Source organism: Tsukamurella sp. 1534 (assembly GCF_000312385.1).
Classification (GTDB): domain Bacteria; phylum Actinomycetota; class Actinomycetes; order Mycobacteriales; family Mycobacteriaceae; genus Tsukamurella.
Map to the genome: position 1 here is coordinate 1,634,671 of NZ_HE997626.1, position 21,102 is coordinate 1,655,772.

19 protein-coding genes are annotated in these 21,102 nt (G+C 69.8%); 10 read left to right on the forward strand and 9 right to left on the reverse strand.

Annotated elements, in window-relative coordinates; genetic code table 11:
• Positions 1-6 precede the first annotated feature (6 nt).
• From BN39_RS07950 to nhaA, 3 genes are all read right to left on the reverse strand, one after another.
• On the reverse strand, positions 7-1,002 hold the full coding sequence (locus tag BN39_RS07950; protein ID WP_040766959.1) for an alpha/beta fold hydrolase: 996 nt from the start codon (positions 1,000-1,002) through the stop codon (positions 7-9).
• A 34-nt stretch (positions 1,003-1,036) separates the two neighbouring features.
• A complete protein-coding gene (locus BN39_RS07955; protein ID WP_019201850.1) occupies positions 1,037-1,534 on the reverse strand; it encodes a phage holin family protein in 498 nt (165 codons plus the stop codon).
• A gap of 175 nt (positions 1,535-1,709) precedes the next feature.
• Entirely contained in the window at positions 1,710-2,921 is a 1,212-nt protein-coding gene (gene nhaA / locus BN39_RS07960) for a Na+/H+ antiporter NhaA (RefSeq protein ID WP_019201851.1), read from the reverse strand.
• Positions 2,922-3,013: 92 nt separating this feature from the next.
• On the opposite strand from nhaA, the gene BN39_RS07965 reads away from it, so the two are divergent.
• Complete coding sequence (locus tag BN39_RS07965) at positions 3,014-4,303, forward strand: MFS transporter (protein ID WP_237741674.1); 1,290 nt, start codon at positions 3,014-3,016, stop codon at positions 4,301-4,303.
• Here the strand turns inward: BN39_RS07965 and mug are convergent.
• The gene (gene mug / locus BN39_RS07970) at positions 4,300-4,887 is read right to left on the reverse strand and encodes a G/U mismatch-specific DNA glycosylase (protein WP_019201853.1); all 588 of its coding nucleotides are present in this window, start codon (positions 4,885-4,887) and stop codon (positions 4,300-4,302) included. The two genes, BN39_RS07965 and mug, sit on opposite strands and share 4 nt — an antisense overlap.
• 44 nt (positions 4,888-4,931) lie before the next feature.
• On the opposite strand from mug, the gene BN39_RS07975 reads away from it, so the two are divergent.
• Positions 4,932-5,456 (forward strand): nuclear transport factor 2 family protein, encoded by a 525-nt coding sequence (locus BN39_RS07975; RefSeq protein ID WP_019201854.1) that lies wholly within the window; start codon positions 4,932-4,934, stop codon positions 5,454-5,456.
• On the opposite strand, the gene BN39_RS07980 is transcribed toward BN39_RS07975, so the two are convergent.
• The 4 genes from BN39_RS07980 to acs are packed head-to-tail and all read right to left on the reverse strand — an operon-like array spanning position 5,429 to position 10,052.
• Positions 5,429-6,379, reverse strand: a complete 951-nt coding sequence (locus BN39_RS07980; RefSeq protein ID WP_019201855.1) for an ATP-binding cassette domain-containing protein — start codon at positions 6,377-6,379, stop codon at positions 5,429-5,431. The two genes, BN39_RS07975 and BN39_RS07980, sit on opposite strands and share 28 nt — an antisense overlap.
• A complete protein-coding gene (locus tag BN39_RS07985; protein ID WP_019201856.1) occupies positions 6,376-7,203 on the reverse strand; it encodes an ABC transporter permease in 828 nt (275 codons plus the stop codon). The genes BN39_RS07980 and BN39_RS07985 overlap by 4 nt, the downstream gene beginning before the upstream one ends.
• Positions 7,196-8,062, reverse strand: coding sequence for an ABC-2 family transporter protein (locus BN39_RS07990; RefSeq protein WP_019201857.1), 867 nt, complete (start codon positions 8,060-8,062; stop codon positions 7,196-7,198). The genes BN39_RS07985 and BN39_RS07990 overlap by 8 nt, the downstream gene beginning before the upstream one ends.
• A 43-nt stretch (positions 8,063-8,105) precedes the next feature.
• A complete protein-coding gene (acs, locus tag BN39_RS07995; protein ID WP_040766027.1) occupies positions 8,106-10,052 on the reverse strand; it encodes an acetate--CoA ligase in 1,947 nt (648 codons plus the stop codon).
• A 288-nt stretch (positions 10,053-10,340) separates the two neighbouring features.
• On the opposite strand from acs, the gene BN39_RS08000 reads away from it, so the two are divergent.
• The 5 genes from BN39_RS08000 to BN39_RS08020 are packed head-to-tail and all read left to right on the forward strand — an operon-like array spanning position 10,341 to position 16,282.
• Entirely contained in the window at positions 10,341-11,885 is a 1,545-nt protein-coding gene (locus BN39_RS08000) for an ABC transporter substrate-binding protein (RefSeq protein WP_019201859.1), read from the forward strand.
• A 4-nt stretch (positions 11,886-11,889) separates the two neighbouring features.
• On the forward strand, positions 11,890-12,816 hold the full coding sequence (locus BN39_RS08005; RefSeq protein ID WP_019201860.1) for an ABC transporter permease: 927 nt from the start codon (positions 11,890-11,892) through the stop codon (positions 12,814-12,816).
• A complete protein-coding gene (locus BN39_RS08010; protein WP_019201861.1) occupies positions 12,809-13,759 on the forward strand; it encodes an ABC transporter permease in 951 nt (316 codons plus the stop codon). Before BN39_RS08005 ends, BN39_RS08010 begins: the two co-directional genes overlap by 8 nt.
• Complete coding sequence (locus BN39_RS08015) at positions 13,759-15,501, forward strand: ABC transporter ATP-binding protein (RefSeq protein WP_019201862.1); 1,743 nt, start codon at positions 13,759-13,761, stop codon at positions 15,499-15,501. Before BN39_RS08010 ends, BN39_RS08015 begins: the two co-directional genes overlap by 1 nt.
• 43 nt (positions 15,502-15,544) lie before the next feature.
• Positions 15,545-16,282 carry a hypothetical protein gene (locus BN39_RS08020; protein WP_040766967.1) on the forward strand — a complete coding sequence of 246 codons (738 nt, stop codon included), beginning with the start codon at positions 15,545-15,547 and terminating at the stop codon, positions 16,280-16,282.
• 445 nt (positions 16,283-16,727) lie between these two features.
• Here the strand turns inward: BN39_RS08020 and BN39_RS08025 are convergent, their stop codons facing one another.
• Entirely contained in the window at positions 16,728-17,549 is an 822-nt protein-coding gene (locus BN39_RS08025) for an HAD family phosphatase (RefSeq protein ID WP_019201864.1), read from the reverse strand.
• A gap of 148 nt (positions 17,550-17,697) precedes the next feature.
• Between BN39_RS08025 and ssd the strand changes: the two genes are divergently transcribed.
• From ssd to BN39_RS08040, 3 genes are all read left to right on the forward strand, one after another.
• Positions 17,698-18,765, forward strand: a complete 1,068-nt coding sequence (ssd, locus tag BN39_RS08030) for a septum site-determining protein Ssd (protein WP_040766029.1) — start codon at positions 17,698-17,700, stop codon at positions 18,763-18,765.
• A complete protein-coding gene (locus BN39_RS08035) occupies positions 18,762-19,982 on the forward strand; it encodes a TadA family conjugal transfer-associated ATPase (RefSeq protein WP_019201866.1) in 1,221 nt (406 codons plus the stop codon). The genes ssd and BN39_RS08035 overlap by 4 nt, the downstream gene beginning before the upstream one ends.
• A 229-nt stretch (positions 19,983-20,211) precedes the next feature.
• Positions 20,212-21,102 carry a hypothetical protein gene (locus BN39_RS08040; RefSeq protein WP_148281441.1) on the forward strand — a complete coding sequence of 297 codons (891 nt, stop codon included), beginning with the start codon at positions 20,212-20,214 and terminating at the stop codon, positions 21,100-21,102.

Below are 21,102 nucleotides of genomic sequence, written 5' to 3' on the forward strand. Positions count from 1 at the left end.
GGCGGTTCAGGGCAGCAGCCGGGGCCCGGGCAGGGCCCGCAGGAAGTCCACGAGCTGCGGCCCGACGGTGCGCGGCGCCTCCTCGTGGGCGTAATGGCCGGCGCCGTCGACGGCCCGGACGCGGTAGTCGTTCGCCCAGTCGTGGCTGGAGTACACGGGCTGCGGCAGCACGTACGGGTCGTCCTCGCCGCGGAACGCGAGCACGGGGATGTGCAGCCGCTGGTTCATCCGGTTGAGGAACCTGCTCCCGTCGGGCCGGAACTGGCTGCGCCAGGCCCAGCGCGCGTACTCCAGGGCGGAGTGCGCGGTGCCGGGGATCCGGATGGCGCTGCGGTACCGGTCGACGGCGTCGATGTAGTCGGCGGTGCGGCGCCACGTCGCGCCGCTGCGGGCCTCGATGAGTTGCGCGATCTCGGCCCCGTCGTCGCGGGTGAGCCGGTCCTCGGCGACGCGGGGCAGCTGCGCGAAGGTGATCGGGCCGAGCATCGCCGAGCGCTGGTCCTTGTTGCGGATCGCGGAGCGCTTGAGCGCGATCGGGTGCGGCGAGGAGATCATGGTGAGCGCGGAGACCACCCGCGGATGGAGGGTGGCCGTGGCCCAGCAGCCGAGGCCGCCCTCGCCGTGCCCGACGAGCGCCGCGGAGGTGTGGCCCAGGGCGCGGACGAGGCCGCTCACGTCGCCGGCCAGGGTCCAGCCGTCGTAGCCGCGGGGCGGCTTGTCGCTGTCGCCGTAGCCGCGCAGGTCCACGGCCACGGCGCGGTGGCCCGCGTCGTGGACGACGGGCATGAGGTGGCGCCAACTCCACCAGAATCCGCCGAAGCCGTGCAGGAACACCACGAGGGGACGGTCGTGCGGTGCCTGCGCGTCGGCGGCGTTCGATGCGCCGTCGACGGGGCCCTCCGGGCGGTACTCGACGGCGTGCAGGCGGATGCCGTTCGCGCGCACGTCGAGGTGCTCCCACGGTCCGGGGAACCGGACGCTGGACGGATCGGGACTGGTCACCACGGGTACCTCGTGGCCGGGCGGCCGGGCCCGGTCAGGACTGCTTGGCCGGCGCCGAGGACGCCCCGGCCGCCGCCTTCGCGTCCGACGACAGCAGGGACTGCGACTGCTTGAGCGACTCGATCGTCTTCTGCGGTCCGCGGATCCGCTTGACCTTGAGGTAGCCGAGCAGCGCGGCGACGCCCGCCACGACGATCATCAGGACGAACACGATCAGCGCGGAGGCCCACATCGGCAGCCACACGTTGAGCAGCCAGGTGAGGAAAAAGAAGAAGAAGAACGACGAGTACAGCGCGACCACGCCGGCTATCGCGAAGAACGCCGACCCGGTGGCCGCCTTCTTCACGTCCTGGACGGTCTCGGCCTTCGCCAGTTCGACCTCGGCCCGGACCAGCGAGGACACCTGCGCCGATGCGTCGCGCACCAGGCTGCCGATGGAGGGCTCGCCGGTCGAGGTCACGTTCGGATCGGTGAGGGGGATCGCCGAAAGGGTCTTCGGCGTTCCGGTGGTGGGTGTGCTGTCCAAGCTCACTGTCGTCCTCCTCTATTCGTTGTCATCGTGCCAGAGGTCACCTACCCGTGTGTAGGCGACCGCGCCGAGGGTTCGTAATCCGTGCGAATTCCGTGCGCCGCCCGGAGGGGATTCCGCCCGAGTTCCGCCCGAGTTCCGCCGGGGTCCCGCCGGGGTCCCGACGGGGTCCCGAGGACTAGAGGGCGGTGTGCACGCGACCGCGCCGCAGCAGCAGGAGCGACCCGATCACCGACGCCACCACCGAGGTCAGGAGCACCGCCGCCTTGGCGAGTTCCACCTGGTCGTCGCCCAGGGAGAGCTCGGCGACGAGCAGGCTGACGGTGAAGCCGATCGCGCCGAGCACGCTGAGCGCCAGGATGTCCCGCGTGTAGAGCCCCGCGGGACGCTCGGCGATCCGCAGCCGCACCGCGAGGATGCTCGAGCCCGAGATGCCGATGATCTTGCCGAAGAACAGGCCGGCCATGATCGCGATCGACAGGTCGTTGGTGAACAACTCGCGGAACACCGACCCGTTCACCGTGACCCCGGACGCGAAGAACGCGAAGATCGGCACGCAGATCAGGGCCGAGATCGGCTGGATCCGGTGCTCGATCCGCTCCGCGGGCGCCGACGCCTCACCCGGATCCGGCCGCACGCGGGTCAGCAGCCCCAGCGCGACCCCCGCGATAGTGGCGTGGACGCCCGACTGCAGCATCGCGATCCACACGACGATCGCGACGGGGATGTACAGCAGGGGCGTGGTGATCCTGGCCCGCTGGCCGAGCACCCAGATCACGCAGCCGGCGGCGGCGACGCCGAGCCACAGCGCGCTGAGGCCGTGCGAGAACAGCACCGCGATCACGGCGATCGCGATGAGATCGTCGACCACGGCCAGGCCCAACAGGAACACGCGCGCCCCCGACGGCAACCGGGATCCGATGAGCGACAGGATGCCCAGGGCGAACGCGATGTCGGTGGCGATGGGGATGGCCCACGCGGTTCCGATGTGCGGATTGTCGTGCGCCACCGCGGCGGCGATGAGCGCGGGCACGATCACGCCGCCGGTCGCGCAGATCACCGGGAGCGCCGCGCCGCGCAGGGTGGAGAGCTCGCCCACCACCAGTTCGCGTTTGAGCTCGAGGCCGGCGACGAAGAAGAAGACGGCGAGCAGCCCGTCCTTGGCCCAGTCGGCCAGCGTCAGCTCGAGGTGCAGCGGTTGGCCGAACACGGACCAGTCGTCGCTGCCGAGGGTGAACTCACTGAGCCCGTGGTAGGCGTCCGCGAACGGGGAGTTGGCCCACACGAGCGCCACGAACGCGGCGAACAGCAGGGCGGTGCCGCCGACGGTCTCGGTGCGAAGGAACCGCGATAGGGCGCTCGTCTCCTGGTCCGACGATGCGTCACTCATCAGTCGAACGTACCGCAGGGCCGGTCGGTGATACGGATCACCGGCGCAGTACTGTCCTCCGGGTGAATCGCAGGCGCATCGTCGTCGCCTCCATGGTGGGCACCACCATCGAGTTCTTCGACTTCTACATCTACGCGACCGCAGCAGTGCTGGTCTTCCCGACGCTGTTCTTCCCGAAGGGGGACGACACCGCGGCGCTGCTCGCGTCGTTCGCCACCTTCGGGTTGGCGTTCGCGGCCCGCCCGCTGGGCTCGATCCTGTTCGGCCACTTCGGCGATCGCGTGGGCCGCAAGGCAACCCTGGTGGGATCGCTGCTCACGATGGGCATCGCGACCTTCCTCATCGGCGTCCTCCCCACCTTCGAGTCCACCGGGTACCTGGCGCCCGCGCTGCTGGCGCTGATGCGCTTCGCGCAGGGCCTGGGCCTGGGCGGCGAGTGGTCTGGCGCCGCGCTGCTCGCGACCGAGACGGCCGAGAAGGGCAAACGCGCGTGGGCCGCGATGTGGCCGCAGCTGGGCGCCCCGTTCGGCTTCTTCCTCGCCAACGGCGTGTTCCTGCTGATCATGCAGGTGATGGACTACGACTCCAAGAGCGCCGACGCGAACCACGCGTTCATGACGTGGGGCTGGCGCATCCCGTTCCTGCTGTCCGCGATCATGGTGATCGTGGGCCTGTACGTGCGGCTCAAGCTCACCGAGACCCCCGTCTTCGCGCGGGCCGTCGAGGAGGGCAAGAAGGTCAAGGCGCCGCTGGGCGAGGTGCTGCGCACCGCGTGGCGGCCGCTGATCATCGGCACCTTCGTCATGGTGGCCACGTACACGCTGTTCTACCTGGTGACCACATGGATCGTGTCCTACGGAACGGGCAAGGTCGTGGACAAGTCGGGGATCAAGCTCGGCATCTCCTACATCGACTTCCTGCAGATGCAGCTGATCGCGGTGCTGTTCTTCGCGGTGTTCGTGGCGGTGTCCGGGCGCCTCGCCGACCGGTTCGGCCGGCGCCTGGTGCTCATCATCGTGACCGTGGCGATCATGGCGTACGGGCTGTCGTTCTACTGGATCCTCAACCCGGAGAGCACGACCGAGACCACCATGCTGGTGGTGCTCATCGCCGGGCTCACGCTGATGGGGCTCACCTTCGGGCCGATGAGTGCGGTGCTGCCGGAGCTGTTCGCGACCAACGTCCGGTACACGGGCAGCGGAATCTCCTACAACTTCGCCTCCATCCTGGGCGCCGCGATCGCGCCGTTCATCGCCACCTGGCTGGTGAGCTCGTACGGCGTCGGCTGGGTGGGCGTCTACCTCGCCATCGCCGGCGGGGCCACGTTGATCGCTCTCCTGGTGATGAAGGAGACCCGCGACGTGGAGCTCGACCAGGTCTAGTCCCCGGCGCCGTCACGCAGGTCGGGTACGCCTGCGGCGTCCGCCGCCCGACGGTACGCCGCCGCCAGCGTCGCGACGGTCTCGTGCGCGTTCAGGCCGCTCGGGTTGGGGAGCACCCACAGCTCGGCATCACCGACGGTGCGCTGCTGGCGCCCGGGCGCCGCCGCCCGCTCGCCGAAGGCCGTGCGGTAGGCGGTGATCCCGAGGACTGCGAGGACCCCGGGGCGCACCCGTTCGACGCGCTCGACCAGCGCGCGGCCACCCGCGCGGAGTTCCTCGGTCGTGAGCTCGCTCGCCTTCGCCGTCGCCCGCGGAGCGACGTTGGTGATGCCGATCCCCGCATCCACGAGGGTGTTCCGGTCGCGGAAGGTCATCCCGTCGGAGGCGTCGATGACGTACGGCGTGATGCCGGCGGCGTGCAGCGCGGGGTAGAAGCGGTTGCCGGGCCGCGCGAAGTGGGCGCCGGTGGCAGCGGTCCACAGCCCGGGGTTGATCCCCGCGAACAGGAGCCTGCAGCCGGGCCCGATGAGGTCCGGGACCTCGGTGTCGCCGTACGCCAGCAGTTCCTCGCGCGTGAATCCCATGCGTCTCTGCCTACCCGGTGGGGCGGTTGTGGTCCACTCGCAGGATGTCCCTCGACGACCTTCTCGCCCGCCAGGAGATCCACGACGTGCTGCTGCGGTACTGCCGCGGCATCGACAGGCTCGATCTCAATGCCGTCCGCGCCTGCTACCACCCCGGCGCCGTGGACCACCACACCGGATTCGACGGCCCCGTCGAGGAGTACGTGCCGTGGGTGCGCGGCCAGCTGGAGTCGCTCGGCGGCACCCACCACCAGGTGGGCAACCATCTCAGCGAGATCGCCGGCGACGTGGCCGCGGTCGAGACCTACGCGACGGCGACGCACTGGTCCGCGCCGGGAGCCGAGTTGCAGGCGTACCTCACCCTGGGGCTGCGCTACGTGGACCGGTTCGAGCGGCGCGACGGCAGGTGGGCGATCGCGGAGCGCTGGGCGGTGTGCGATTGGACCCGCTGGGAGCGTGACCTCACTGGACCGCTCGGCACGCCGGAGGCGGGCCCCGCGCCCGGCCGCGGCGGCGGAGACCCGATCGACGCGCTCCGCGCTCAGGTGCTGGGCCGCGACCGCTCGTAGAGCCGCCGCACCACGTCCTCGATGTCGGGCTCCTCGACGGTGAGGTCCCGCACCGTCGCGTGTCCGCCGATGGCGGTGAGGATCTCGGGAAGCGGCGCGGTCAGCTCCAGCCGCTGTCGCAGGCCGCCCGCCTCGCTGCCGACGTGCCGCGCACCGTCGACCTCGAGGTCCGGCGTGGGCCGGTCGAGGTCGACCACGAGCACCCGCGCGGCCCCGACCGTGCCGATCAGCCCGTCGAGCGTTCCGTCGAAGGCCGTGCGGCCGTGGTCCACCACCAGGATCCGCTCGCACAGCCGTTCCACATCGCCCATGTCGTGGGTGGTGAGCAGCAGCGTGAGGCCCCGTTCCGCGCGCTCCGCGATGAGGAACTCGCGCAGCCGCTGTTTGCTGAGCACGTCGAGGCCGATGGTCGGCTCGTCGAGGATCAGCAGTTCCGGTGAATGCATCAGCGCCGCGGCGACTTCCGCGCGCATCCGCTCGCCGAGACTGAGCTGCCGTACCGGGCGGTCCAGGTACCCGCCCAGTTCCAGCTGCTCGATCAGCCGGCCGGCCCGCTGCTTCGCCACGGCATCGGGGAGGCGGTGCACAGCGGCGAGGATCTCCAGCGACCGTCCGGTCGGCAGGTCCCACCACAGCTGCGAGCGCTGCCCGAACACCACACCGACGCGCCGGGCCACATCGCGCCGCCGGGCCAGGGGATCGAGCCCGACGGTGCGCACCGTGCCCGATGTGGGCACCAGGATGCCCATGAGCATCTTGATGGTGGTCGACTTCCCGGCGCCGTTCGCCCCGATGTAGCCGACGGATTCGCCGGGCGCGATCGCCAGGTCCAAGTGATCGACGGCGGTGGTGACGGAACCGGCACGGCCGTTCCAGCCGCGTTTGACGAACGTGCGCGTCAGCCCGCGCGTCTCGATGATCATCCGCCCGCTCCCCGGTAGTGCCTGAGTCCGAACCGCCACGTCGCGCCCGCGAGGGCCGTCACCCACAGTGTCACCACCGGTAGCAGCCACGCCAGTTGCGGCTGGAACATCCCGACCCCGGGGAGGCCCAGGATCCACAGCGCCGGAAGGTAACCGGTGAACGCCAGCGGGAGCACGAACCCGAAGGTCGCCTTGATCGCGCCGGGCCACACCGACGCCGGCTGCGTCGCGGCGTACCTGCCGCCGTACACGAAGGAGCTGGTGAACTCGGCGCCGTTCACCAGCACGAACTGCAGGCCCGCGGCGATCACGAACACGGAGCCGTAGATCAGCGGCCCGCACACCAGGGTGAGCGCCAGCATGCCGACGGTGCCGGGGCCCCAGTCGATGTCGTTGTGCGTGAGCGCGTAGACGAGGGCGAACACGCTGACGGCGGGCCGGGTGAGCCGGTGGATCCGGATGTCGCTGGTCATGAGCTGCAACAGGATGGGCTGCGGGCGCAGGTAGAACACGTCGATCGTGCCCGCCCGCACGTACCGCGGCAGCTTGTCCAGGTGCCCGAGAACGATATCGGCGGAGCAGAATCCGAGGTCGGCGAGCGCGAACACCAGCAGGACGGCGGAGAAGGTGAGTCCGCCGATGACCGGCGCGTTGTGGAAGAGCAGCCACACCTCGGCGAGCTCGACCAGGCCCAGGAGGAGGGCGGTGAACAGGTCCATCGCCAGCGAGGCGCGGTAGCTCACCTGCGCCTGCACCCGTGAGGCGAGGACGGCGCGGTAGGGCGCGAGCGCGCCGGGGCGGGTGCCGGTGGGAGGGTCAGCCACCCTGCACCTCCAGCCGTCGGCGACCGAGCCGAGTCAGGATGTGGCCCAACGCGATCACCGCGACGACCCACGCCGCCTGGATCGCCACCGTCGTCGCGCCGTGTGCGGCGTCGATCCGTCCGGAGAGGATGTCGCAGGGCGGCATGATGACCCACGCGAACGGGGTGAGCTCGGCGATCCGTTCCAGCCACCCGGGGAACAGCCCCACGGGGACGAACATCCCCATGAGGAAGGTGCCGACCACCACGTAGAACATCAGGATCCCGCGGGTGTCGACCACCCAGAATCCCAGGACCTGCACGCAGTACAGGAGCCCCTGTCCCAGCACGATCGACAGCAGGACGCTCACCGCGGCCAGCGGGTACGCGGCGGGCTCGGAGGCCCACGCCATCATCGAGGTCGCGGCGCCGATCACCGCGAGCGGGAGCGCGCGGGGGATGAGCGAGTACACGGCGCCGCCGATCACCGTGGCGAGCGCCGCGAACTGCACGTCGAGCGGGCGCAGGAAGTCGACCGCGACATCGCCAGTGCGGATCCGCTCGCCGAGGGCACCGTCGCCCCCGAAAGCGCCGATCGCGGTGAGCATCCCCTGCGAGAGGAAGATGTAGCTCACCATCAGCTCGGGCGTGTACCCGCCGGCGGCGCCTCCCGCGCCCGCGAGGGTCGCGAGCAGGATCGCCATCTTGACGAACCCGAAAACGGTGTTGGTGAACACGCCCGCGGCGGCCGCCGCCAGGTACGTGGACTGCTGGCGGAAGCCCGCGGCCGTCAGGCGCGCATAGGGGAGGACGGCGGTTCGGGCTCTGTGGAGGAGGGCGGCACGCCCGGACACTGCGGCCGCGCCGGTTCGCGACGACACAGTGGACTGACGTTACCGCCCTCCCGTGGCTTTCGGAAGCCTCTCAGCTGCGCTGCTTGCGGATGTTCTCGAACACCGTGGGATCGACCAGCGTCGACGTGTCGCCCAGTTCGCGGCCCTCGGCCACGTCGCGGAGCAGGCGGCGCATGATCTTGCCGGACCGGGTCTTGGGCAGCTCGGGAACGATGTTGATCTCCCGCGGCTTGGCGATCGGCGAGATGTCCTTGGACACCTGGGCCGTCATCTCCGCGATGAGCTTGTCCGGGTCGGAGTCGTCGACGCCCTGGCGCAGGATGACGAACGCCGCGATGGCCTGGCCGGTGGTCGCGTCGGAGGCGCCCACGACGGCGGCCTCGGCGACGGCGGGGTGCCCGACGAGCGCGGACTCGACCTCGGCCGTCGAGATCCGGTGGCCCGAGATGTTCATGACGTCGTCCACGCGGCCCAGCACCCAGAGGGCGCCGTCCTCGTCGTACCGCGCACCGTCGCCCGCGAAGTACCAGCCCTGCTCGGCGTACCGCGACCAGTAGGTGTCCACGAAGCGCTCCGGGTCGCCCCAGATGCCGCGGAGCATGGCCGGCCACGGCTCGTCGAGCACGAGGAGGCCGGATTCGCCGCGGGGAAGGGTGTTCCCGTCGTCGTCCACGATGTTGGCGCTGATCCCGGGCACAGGCTCCATCGCCGAACCGGGCTTGAGGGTCGTGGTGCCGGGCAGCGGCGCGACCATGGCGGCGCCGGTCTCCGTCTGCCACCAGGTGTCCACGATGGGGGCCGTGCCCGCGCCGATCACGTCCCGGTACCAGCGCCACGCCTCGGGGTTGATCGGCTCGCCGACCGAGCCGAGCACGCGGATCGAGCTGAGGTCGTGGGCATCGGGGATCTCCCTGCCCCACTTCATGAACGTGCGCACCAGGGTGGGCGCGATGTAGTAGATCGAGACGCCGTACTTCTCGATGACCTCGAAGTGGCGGTGCTCGGTGGGGGAGTTCGGCGTGCCCTCGTAGACGATCTGCGTGGCGCCGTTCGCGAGCGGGCCGTACACGATGTACGTGTGCCCCGTGACCCACCCGATGTCGGCCGTGCACCAGTACACGTCCTTCTCGGGCTTGAGGTCGAAGAGGTAGTAGTGCGTGTACGCGGCCTGGGTCAGGTACCCGCCCGAGCTGTGCACGATGCCCTTGGGCTTGCCGGTGGTGCCCGACGTGTACAGCAGGAACAGGGGGTGCTCGGAGTCGAAGGCCTCCGGGGTGTGCTCGGGCGACGCCGCGCCCACCGACTCGTGCCACCACACGTCGCGGTCGTGCCAGTCGACGTCGTTCTTGCAGCGCTGCACCACGATGACCTTCTGCACGGACTCGGCCTTCTTGCCGTCGATGTCCATGTCCAGCGCCTCGTCGACGTTGGCCTTGAGCGGCGCGGGCTTGCCGCGGCGGAACTGGCCGTCGGTCGTGATGACGACCTTGGCCTCGGCGTCGTCGACGCGCGAACGCAGCGCGGCCGCGGAGAATCCGCCGAACACCACCGAGTGGGTGAGGCCCAGGCGCGCGCACGCGAGCATCGCGACGATCGCCTCGGGGACCATCGGCATGTAGATCGCCACCCGGTCGCCGGCCGCCAGGCCGAGCGAGGAGAGGTAGTTCGCGGCGCGGCTCACCTCGGCCTTGAGATCGGCGTAGGTGATGTCGCGGCTGTCGCCCGGCTCGCCGACCCAGTGGATCGCGACCCGGTCGCCGTTGCCGGCATCCACGTGCCGGTCCACGCAGTTGTACGCGACGTTGAGCCTGCCGCCGACGAACCACTTGGCGAACGGCGCGCCCGACCAGTCCAGGACCTCGCCGAACGGCGTGTCCCAGTGCAGGCGGCCGGCCTGCTCCGCCCAGAAACCCAGGCGGTCGGCTTCGGCACGATCGTACAAATCACGTCCGTGCGTATTGGCCTGAGCTGCGAATTCTGCGGAGGGCGGGTATGCGGCTGTCGCGGAATCAGTCATGGGCCAATCGTAGGGACGCGAAAGGGGCTTGAGGAGGGGTTTACCCGAATTCGGCGCGCCAGGGGCGGGGTTGCAGGGGGTTGCTCCCCGCACCGTCCGGCGGCCCGACGGTACGCGAAACGATCCCGTTAGCAGGACAACACAGGTGGGGCGGCCTTACAGTGCTCAGCACCGAAGTGGCCAACTCAGGCGGAGGTAGTAGTGAGAAAACGAAGTAGGCGATGGTCTGCGCCGCGGGCGATCCTCGCGGCGGCGATCGCCACGAGCCTGGCGGTGTCGGGCTGCAGTATGGAGGGTGCGAAGGCCCAGAACACGGTGGGCCCAGATGCGGTGGTTCGGGTCAACTCGACCGAGCCGCAGAGCGGCCTCGTCACCACCGACACCAACGAGAAGGGTGGCGGGCAGGTCCTCGAGATGCTCTTCGACGGATTGTATGAGTACACGGCTGACGGCAAGCCGGAACCGGCGAACGCGGAATCCGTGGAGACCACTGATAACCAGAACTTCCTGGTGAAGCTCAAGAAGGACTGGAAGTTCACCGACGGCACGCCCGTCAAAGCCTCGAACTACGTGCGGGCCTGGAACTTCGGCGCCGCGGGGAAGAACCTGCAGAAGCAGCAGGACTTCTTCGCCGCGATCGACGGCTTCGACGAGGTCAAGAGCACCGATTCCCCGGTGAGCGAGATGCGCGGGCTGAAGGTGATCGATGACTACACGTTCTCGATCCGGTTGAGCGCCCCGAACATCGACTTCAAACTCGGACTCGGCTACATGGTGTTTTCACCTCTGCCTGATGTCTTCTTCACCGAGGGCAAGGAGAAGTTCGGCCAGAACCCCGTGGGCAACGGTCCGTACAAGTTGAAGCAGTGGCGGCACAACGTGCAGCTCGACGTGGTCCGGAACGAGGACTACAAGGGGCCGAAGCCGAAGAACGGTGGCATCACGTTCATCATGTACGAGACGTACGACGCCGCGTACACCGACGTTCTCTCAGGCAATCTCGACCTGCAGGACGAGCTCCCCGACAGCGCGCTCCGATCGTTCCGGAAGGTGTTCGGTGACCGCGCGATCATCCGGCCGACGGCACAGACGCAGTCGTTCGTTATCCCGCAGTTCCTCGATCATTTCGGTCCTGACGAGGAGGGGCGACTGCGCAGGCAAGCGATCTCGATGTCGATCGATCGCCCCCAGATCATCGAGAAGGTGTTTCAGGGCATGAGGAACGCGTCGGTCGACTTCACCGCGAAAGCGGTTCCCGGCTGGCGCGATGACATCCCCGGAAACGAGACCCTCAAGTACAACCCGGACAAGGCGCGGGAGCGGTGGGCCCAGGCCAACGCCATCCGTCCGTGGTCCGGCGCATTCACGATCGCCTACAACTCGGACGGCGGACACAAGACCTGGATCGACGCGACCACTAATCAGGTCAAGAACACGCTCGGGATCGAGGCGGCGGGCAAGCCCTACGCAACCTTCAAACAGATCCGCGACGAACTGACGAAGAAGACCCTCACCTCGGCGGGGCGCAACGGCTGGCAGGGCGATTACCCGACGCAGCTCAACTTTCTTGTCCCGAATTACGTGACCGGTGGTGGATCGAATGATGGCGACTACACGAACCCACAGTTCGATGCGTTGATCGAGGAGGCGGAGCGGACGCTCGATCCCGCGCGGTCGACGGATCTCGTCAACAAGTCGCAGGAGATTCTCCTGCGCGATCTGCCGATCGTTCCCATGTGGGACTACCTCCAAGCCGCGGTCGTCGGCGAGGGCGTCACGGGGCAGCTCACCTGGAACGGGCGTCCCGACTACCCGAACATCACGAAGGAGTAGCGCAATGCTGAGATATCTCCTGAGCAGACTCGGGCAGTTGGTGATCGTCTTCTTCGGCGCCACGCTGCTCATCTACGCGCTCGTGTTCCTGGTCCCGGCGGACCCGATCGCCGCGCTCGGCGGCGACCGCACGCTGCCACCCGAGGTGGTCGAGGGCCTGCGCGCCCAGTACCACCTGGACCAGCCCTTCCTGGTGCAGTACTGGTACTACATCAAGGGCGTGTTCTCGCTGGACTTCGGCACCTCCTTCTCCGGCCAGCCGGTGTGGGACGTGATGAAGCGGGCCTTCCCGGTCACGGTGAACCTGGCGCTCATCGCGCTCGCGGTCGAGACGATCCTCGGCATCTTCTTCGGCGTGATCGCCGGCCTCAAGAAGGGCAAGTGGTTCGACACCACGATCCTGTTCGTCTCGCTGATCATCATCGCGGTGCCGATCTTCGTGCTCGGCTTCCTCGCCCAGTTCGTGTTCGGCGTCAAGCTGGAGTGGTTCCCGGTCACCGTCGGCGGCAACCTGGACTTCTACCACCTGCTGCTGCCGGGCATCGTGCTCGGCCTGGTGTCGTTCGCGTACGTCGTGCGCCTCACCCGCTCGCAGGTGTCGCAGAACCTCACCGCGGACTATGTGCGGACCGCCACCGCGAAGGGCGTGCCCCGCTCCCGGGTGGTCCTGGTGCACGTGCTGCGCAACTCCCTGATCCCCGTGGTCACCTTCCTGGGCGCCGACATCGGCGCGCTCATGGGTGGCGCGCTGGTCACCGAGGGGATCTTCAACATCCCGGGCGTGGGCGGCACCATCTACCAGGCGATCATCCGAGGCGAGGCCACCACTGTGGTCTCCTTCGTGACCGTCCTGATCGTGATCTACCTCATCTGCAACGTGGTGGTCGACTTGCTCTACGCCGCCCTCGACCCGAGGATCCGCTATGCCTGACAATCACACCTATCCCGGACAGGAGCGCTTCGTCGCGGCGGCCGACGACGTGGTCGTCGGCGCCGTCGACGCCGTGGACGAGGACGTCCAGCCCGCCGGCTTCTGGAAGTCCGCGTGGAACGAGCTGCGCAGCAAGAAGTTGTTCTGGGTCTGCGTCGCGCTGCTGACGCTGATCCTGCTCGTCGTGCTCTTCCCCGGCGTCTTCGCCTTCGGCAAGGACCCCCATTTCGCATCGCTGGACCGTTCCCTGCTCCCGCCCAGCGGCGAGTTCTGGTTCGGCACCGACCTCCAGGGACACGACATCTACGCCCGCACCATCTACGGGGCCCGCGCCTCGGTCATCGTGGGCGTGCTCACGACGGTCGCGGTCGTCGTGGTCGGCGGCCTCCTCGGCGCCACCGCCGGCTACTTCGGCGGCTGGCTGGATTCGCTCATCGCGCGCCTCGCCGACGTGTTCTTCGGCGTCCCGCTCATGCTGGCGGCCGTGGTCGTGATGCAGATGGTCAGCACCCGCACCGTCTTCTCGGTGGCCGCCGTGCTGGCGATCTTCAGCTGGCCCCAGATCGCCCGCATCGCGCGGTCCGCCGCCATCTCGATCCGCAACGAGGAGTTCATCACCGCCTCGAAGTCTCTGGGTGCGTCGAGAGTCAGGACGCTCTTCACGCACGTGATCCCGAACTGCCTCGGACCGGTGATCGTGGTCGCGACGGTGGCGCTCGGCATCTACATCGTCACCGAGGCCACGCTGTCGTACCTCGGCATCGGCCTGCCTTCGAGCGAGGTGTCCTGGGGCTTGGACATCTCCGATGGGCAGCAGCTGCTCCGCGAGGGCAACGCGATCCTGTTCTATCCCGCCACCGCGCTGGCGATCACCGTGCTCACCTTCATGATGCTCGGCGACGTCCTCAGCGATGCGCTCGATCCGAAGGCGAGGAAGCGCTGATGTCCGACGCGAACAAGCACGACGGGAGCAAGGGCGACGGGACGATCCCCGATCCGCTGCTGGAGATCCGCGACCTCGTCGTGGAGTTCCAGGTGCAGGGCAAGCCCGTCCCCGCGGTCCGCGGGGCGAGCCTGACGGTCTATCCGGGGCAGACGGTGGCCATCGTCGGCGAGTCGGGGTCCGGCAAGTCGACGACCGCGGCGGCCGTGATGGGCCTGCTGCAGGGAACCGGCACGGTGGCGGGCGGCAGCATCCTGTTCGACGGGCAGGACCTGTCGAAGGCCTCGGAGAAGGAGTTCCAGAAGATCCGAGGCTCGGGCATCGGCCTGGTGCCGCAGGACCCGAACACGAACCTCAACCCGCTGTGGCGCGTGGGGTACCAGGTCCGGGAAGCGCTCAAGGCCAACAACGCCGAGCAGGGCGACGCCAAGAAGCGGGCGGTGGAACTGCTCGCCGAGGCGGGGATGCGGGATCCGGACAAGCGGGTGAACCAGTACCCGCACGAGTTCTCGGGCGGCATGAAGCAGCGCGCGCTCATCGCGATCGGCCTGGCCTGCCGGCCGAAGCTGCTCATCGCCGACGAGCCCACGTCGGCGCTCGACGTGACCGTGCAGCGGCAGATCCTGGACCACCTGGAGACGCTCACCGACGATCTGGGCACCGCGGTGCTGCTCATCACTCACGACCTGGGGCTCGCCGCCGAGCGGGCCAGCCACCTCGTGGTGATGTACAAGGGTCGCGTCGTGGAATCCGGTCCGGCGCTGGACATCCTGCAGGATCCGCGGCACGAGTACACCAAGCGGCTGGTCTCGGCGGCGCCGTCGCTGGCGGTCCGCCGGGACGAGGCACCGTCGGTCACCGCAGTCGGCGAGGGCGCGCGCGAGGAGAAGGCCGAGGCCGCGACCGTCGTGGGTGAGGGACGCGACGACGCCGTCGACGGCCCCGCCGAGGTGGTCGTCGTGTCGCATCTGGTGAAGGACTTCCCGATCCGGGGTTCACTACCGTTCCAGAGCACGGACTTCCGCGCGGTGAACGATGTGAGTTTCACGATGCAGAGGGGCACCACCACCGCGGTGGTCGGCGAATCCGGTTCGGGCAAGTCGACGGTCGCGCAGATGGTGCTCGGCCTTCTCGAACCCACCAGTGGCACCGTCGAATTCGACGGGGTCGACGTGTCGACGCTGTCGGGCGCCGAGGCCAAGACCTTCCGTCGCCGGGTGCAACCGGTGTTCCAGAACCCTTACGGTTCTTTGGATCCCATGTACTCGGTGTACCGGGCGATCTCCGAGCCGCTCGTGGTGCACGGCATCGGCGACAAGAACTCGCGGATCGACCGGGCGAAGGAACTGCTCGACATGGTGGCGCTGCCGGTGGACACCCTGCATCGCTACCCGAACGAGCTCTCGGGCGGGCAGCGGCAGCGCGTCGCGATCGCGCGGGCGCTGGCCCTCAACCCCGAGGTGGTGGTGCTCGACGAGGCGGTCTCCGCGCTCGACGTGCTGGTGCAGGCCCAGATCCTCACGCTGCTGGAGAACCTCCAGAAGGAGCTGGGGCTCACCTACCTGTTCATCACGCACGATCTGGCGGTGGTCAAGCAGATCGCGCACCAGACCCTGGTGATGAGCAAGGGTGAGGTGGTCGACGCGGGGCCGACGGATCGGGTGTACGACAACCCGTCGTCGGACTACACCCGCAGCCTGATCGACGCGATCCCCGGCGGATCGATCGAACTGGCGCGCTGACGCGCGGGAGGCGGCGCCGACGGGCGGGTTAGGCTGGGTGATCGTGACCGACCCGCTGAGCCCGCTCGTCGCCGTCCCCGCCGTCGCGGAGGCGGCGGACGCCGCCCGCGACGCCCTCGCGCAGGTGCACCGGCACCCCGCGAACCGCCGGGAATGGCGGGGTACCGCCACCGAATCCTCCCTGCGCGGAGCCCGCGCGTCCGCCGCGCTCGACGGTGGCGCCGTCGAGCTCAGCCGGGACCAGCTCGTCACCGACCCGGTGCTGGCCGGCGCGATGCGCGTGTATCAGGCGATCGACGGGGATTCGCTCGACGCGACCGTCGCCGTGTGGCGACGGGCGCCGCTGCAGGTGCTTGCGCGGTTGCACACGCTGGCCGCGGCCGATCTGGTGGACGGGGACGACGAGCGTCTCGGCCGGCCCCGGTCCGGCGCGGGGGAGCGGCTGGGTCTGCTCGCGGACCTGGTCACAGGTGGCACGAAGGCTCCCGCGCCGGTTCTCGCGGCGGTCGTCCACGGCGAGCTGCTCTCGCTCAAGCCCTTCGAGGTGTCCGACGGGGTCGTGGCGCGCGCCGCGTCGCGGCTGGTGACCGTGGCCTCGGGCCTCGATCCGCACGCGCTGGGGATCCCCGAGACCACGTGGCTGAAGTTCGCCCCGAGCTACGCCGAGGCCGCGGACGCCTTCGGTATGGGATCCACGGACGGCGTGGTCGCGTGGGTCGTGCTGTGCTGCCAGGCCCTGGAGGCCGGAGCGCGGGAATCCCTGGCCCTCGCCGACCGGTGAACCGCACCGCGGTGCCCGGCGGAAGGACCCCGGACATGCGCAACGGCGATCCGGCCTGAGCTGAGGCATGTGCACCGCATGGTGCTGGTCCTCAGAACGGGTCCGAATCGCCGTTCGCTAGCACGGATCCCGGTTACCAAGCGTGCTTGGGTGGGCTGTGTGGACGGCCTCGGCGTTCACCTGCGGGAGGGTTCACTGTCCGCGAACCTGTGCTGACCACTGATTTCCCCGGTGACGCAGGCCCACAGCGCTTTCTGCCAATGCGGCGCGCTCCGCGTGGGTGCCTGGTGTCCGCGCTGGGAGCCTTGACGCTCAGGAACCCTCGACCTTCTCTTCCGGTGGGGGTTTGGCTTTGCGCCGCTCCGTGATTCCTTTGTACCTTGTGACGGCGGTCACAGCAAGGGGTAGCGCGGGAAATTTCGGTAACGGTTCCGCGGTCCGCTTGTTACGCCCGCTTACGCTGCAACGCAACGTAAGTGACGACGCCGGCGCCGGCCGCGAGGGCGACCAGACCGGCGGACGCGAGCAGCGAGTTCCGCGACGGCGTGGGGATCCGGTCCCGCAGGGGCTCGGGATTCGAGAAGGAGACCACGGGCCAGCCGCGCTCCGACGCCTCCTTGCGCAGGCCGCGGTCCGGGTTCACCGCCGTGGGGTGGCCGACCGCGGCGAGCATCGGCACGTCGGTGATCGAATCGGAGTACGCGAAGCACTGATCGAGGTCGTAGCCGTTCTGCTCGGCGATCTTCTCCATCGCCGTGACCTTGTTCTCGCCGTAGCAGTAGAACTCGATCTCGCCGTTGTAGGTGCCGTCCTCGACCGCCATCACGGTGGCCACGGAGTGGTCGGCGCCCAGCAGTTCCGCGATGGGCCGCACCATCTCCTCGCCGGACGCGGACACCACGACCACGTCGTGGCCGCGGGCGTGGTGGCCGGCGATGAGCTCGGCGGCCTCGGCGAAGACCAGCGGGTTGACCACGTCGTGCAGGGTCTCCCGCACGATCGAGCGGACCTGCTCCACGTTCCAGCCCTTCGCCATCTGCGTGAGGTTCTCGCGCATGCGTTCCATCTGGTCGTGGTCCGCGGCGGTCAGCATCATGAGGAACTGCGCGTAGCTCGACTTGAGCACGGCGCGACGGTTGAGCAGGCCCTCGTCGAAGAAGGGGCGGGAGAATGCCAGCGCGGAGGACTTCGCGATGACGGTCTTGTCCAGGTCGAAGAAGGCGGCGACCCGCCGCGCGGGGGCCTCGTCGGGCGCGGTTGAGCTCACGCGCCTCAGCCTACCGCCGGATCGTCTTTTCACACCCCGCAAGAGGCGAGCCCGGATTCATCCACAACTTTTTGCGATCCGGTCGATTCATCCACAGGCGGGCGTCTCCCGGGGAGGCGGCGGCGGGCGTGCGGGTGATGCTCGGTGCATGCGGGGGATGGAGATCGGGATGGCGGTGGCGGATCCGGCGCTGGCGGACGACGTGCGGCGCGCCGCCGCGGCCGCGGCGCGAGCGGTGACGGAGATCGACAGGGGCCGGCCCAGGTCGGCGTGGGCGTCGGCCACCGGACTGGTACTCGACCTGGAGGCCGCCTCGACCATGGCGGAAGCGGCCCGCGCGGGTGGCCTGCCCCGCCGCGACGGCGTTGCGATCGTCGCGGCGGAGGCCTCGGTGGCCGAGCTGTCCGCGGCGGTCGACGTGGGCGCGGCGCAGGTCTTCGCGCTGCCCGGGCAGGTGCGCGAGCTGGCCCGGTTCCTCGCGGCCCGAGAGCCGGACGACGGTGCGCGCTCCCGCGTGGTCGCCGTACTCGGCGGTCACGGGGGCGCGGGCGCGTCGGTGCTCGCCGGCGCGATCGCGGTCGCGGCCCCGGGGCGGGGCGTCACGGCGCTGGCGGTCGATGCGGACCCGTGGGGCGGCGGCCTCGACCTCCTGCTCGGCTGCGCGGACCTGCCGGGACTCCGGTGGGGCGATCTCGCGTTGCGAGGCGGGCACGTCCCGTCGGACGCTCTGGTCGCGGCTCTGCCCGGCAGGGCGGACGCCGTCGCCGTGCTGTCCGTGGGCGGCGGGCCGGCGCCCGAGATCCCCGCCGAGGCGCTGCTCGCGGTGCTGGACGCGGGCAGGCGGAGTGTGGGAGTCACCGTCGTCGATCTACCCCGGCGCGCCGACGCCGCGACCGTCGCCTGCCTCGAGGTGGCCGACGTCGTGCTGGTCGTCGTCGCCGCCACGGTGCGCGGTTGCGCCGCGGCCCGGTCCGTCGTCGACGGGGTCGCGCGCCGGGCCCGGTCCGCGCGGCTCGTGGTGCGCGGCCCCGCGCCGGGTGGCCTCTCGGCCCGCGACGTGGAGCGCGCCGTCGGCCTTCCCCTCCTGGCCTCGATGCGCCCGCAGGCGGGCCTGGACGCGCAGCTCGACGGCGGCGGACTGCGGCTGCGCAAGGGCTCGCCGCTCGCCGTGGCCGCGGGCCGGGTGCTCGACGGTGTCCGCCGGAGCGCGGCGTGACCCGGGCGGGCGCCGGGGGCGGCGATCTCCTGGCCAGGGTCCGTGAGCGGCTCGCCCACACGGCGACGGTCCTCACGCCGGACGTGATGGCGTCGGCCCTGCGGGCGGAGTGCGGCGGCGTCCTCGGCGACACCGAGCTGCTGGACGGCCTCGCCTACCTCGAGACCGAACTCGTGGGGGCGGGCCGCCTCGAACCGCTGCTCGCCGATCCCCGCGTGGCGGACGTGCTGGTCGCGGGGCCCGACCGGGTGTGGGTGGACCGCGGAGAGGGGCTCGTCCGCACCGACGTGCGGTTCGAGGACGACGACGCGGTGCGCCGCCTCGCCGCCCGGCTGGCGCTCGGCGCGGGCCGTCGCCTCGACGACGCGCAGCCCTGGGTGGACGGGCACCTCCCTCCGGTCCCGGGCGGCCGGGCCGGGAGCGGCATCCGGCTGCACGCGGTACTGCCTCCGCTGGCCCACGGCGGCACCTGCATCTCGCTGCGCGTGCTGCGTCCCGCGACGCAGAGCCTGGACGCCCTCATCGCGTCCGGCGCGGTGCCGGCGGAGGTCGCGGACCTGGTGCGGAGCGTCGTCGCGGCGCGGCTGGCGTTCCTCGTGGTGGGCGGGACCGGCAGCGGGAAGACGACGCTGCTCAACGGCCTGCTCGGCGCGGTCGCGCCCGGCGAGCGGGTGCTGTGCGTCGAGGACGCCCATGAGCTCGCCCCCGTGCACCCGCACGTGGTGTCGCTGATCGCGCGCGGCGCGAACGTCGAGGGCGTCGGCGCGGTGACGGTGCGCGATCTGGTGCGGCAGTCGCTGCGGATGCGGCCGGACCGGATCGTCGTCGGCGAGGTCCGCGGGGCGGAGGTGGTCGACCTGCTCACCGCGTTGAACACCGGCCACGACGGCGGAGCCGGCACGGTGCACGCGAATTCGCCACGTGAGGTGCCCGCGCGGCTGGAGGCCCTCGCGGCCCTCGGCGGGCTGGGGCGGGACGCGCTGCATGCGCAGCTCGCGGCGGCGTTCTTATCTGTAGCTACTTGGTGGCTGTCTCACTCTGTAGCGGACGGTGTTCTGTGGTGGAGCAGTGTTCGTGTGCGTCAGTGTTATCTGAGCTGTAGCGAACGTTGGTTGGAGGGCGGTCAGTCGTTGCTGAGCTGTTCTTCCCAGTGGTTCCAGTCGTCTCCGTCGGGGTGGCTCTCGCCGCGGGCTGTGCGGTGGCGTGCGCGTTCCTGAGCGAACCAGGCTTCGACCCAGGGCGGCAGCACGGTGACTCCGTCGTAGAAGTCGTCCCGGATGTCGCTCTCGGTGGTGCCGTCGGGTAAGTCGCGATCGGTGCTCACTCCTATTGGACGCATCGGCTCGGCGATCGGTTCCCTTGTCTTCTCCTCGGCCCCGGTCTCCTCGGCCCCGGTCTCCTCGGCCCCGGTCGGAGCCGTCGAGTTTCGAGTGGTTGCGCTGCGGCGTGTCCGAACGTCAGGATCGTTACCCCCTCTGCAAGATAGACAGCAAGTTTGGTAACGACTTCTGGGGAGGCGTCATGGTGCGAATCGAGGGACTGCGTCCGAGGGCGCCGCGAACGCAAGCGCTGCGAATGCTGCGGCCGCACATGGTGCCGATCGCCGCGATCGCGCTCGCTGCGGATGAGGCGTGCACGCAGCTGTGCGAGGCGCTGTACCTGGATCCGGCGTCGCGCCGCCGGTACGACTCGAAGTCGCGGGGCCTGCTAACCGCGATGGTGTGGTCGGAGGGGCTGCGCGAATGGACCAACGAGGTGAACCCGCCGCACGTGCGGCTGCACGAGCCACACAACTGGACCGAGCTGATCGTGCACGGCAACCTGCACGTGAAGGTGGAGCGGGACACTCCCTGGAGGCAGGTATCGCAGAGCGAACGCCAGCGCCTGCGCAAGCAGCAGTGCCAGGACTACACGCTGCCGTTCGACGTGGTCAGCACCGCCGAGTTCGCGGTGACCAACGTCGACCTCTCCGGAACGCTCAACGACGCGAACCGGATCACCGGGGTGCAGGCCCGCACCCGCCTCGGCGAGCGGTACCTGTGGGCGCCGCATGAGGTGGATATGGACGCGGCGCGGCGCATGCTGGTCTCCTGGCGTCGGCGCCGGGTGCCGTGGTTGATGACGTCCGATCGCGCGTTGGTGCTGGCTACGACGGACGCCACCCGTGAGGAAGCGGCTCGGCTGCGTGCCGAGAACGAGGATTTGCGGGATCGGCTCTTCCGCGCTGAAGCCGACATCGCCGTCCTGACTCGCCGCGCCGGCCTGGCCGCGGAGCGCAGCCGCTTCGATATCCCCACCAACCCGAACGCCGCCGAGGGCACCGCAGCAGACGATTAG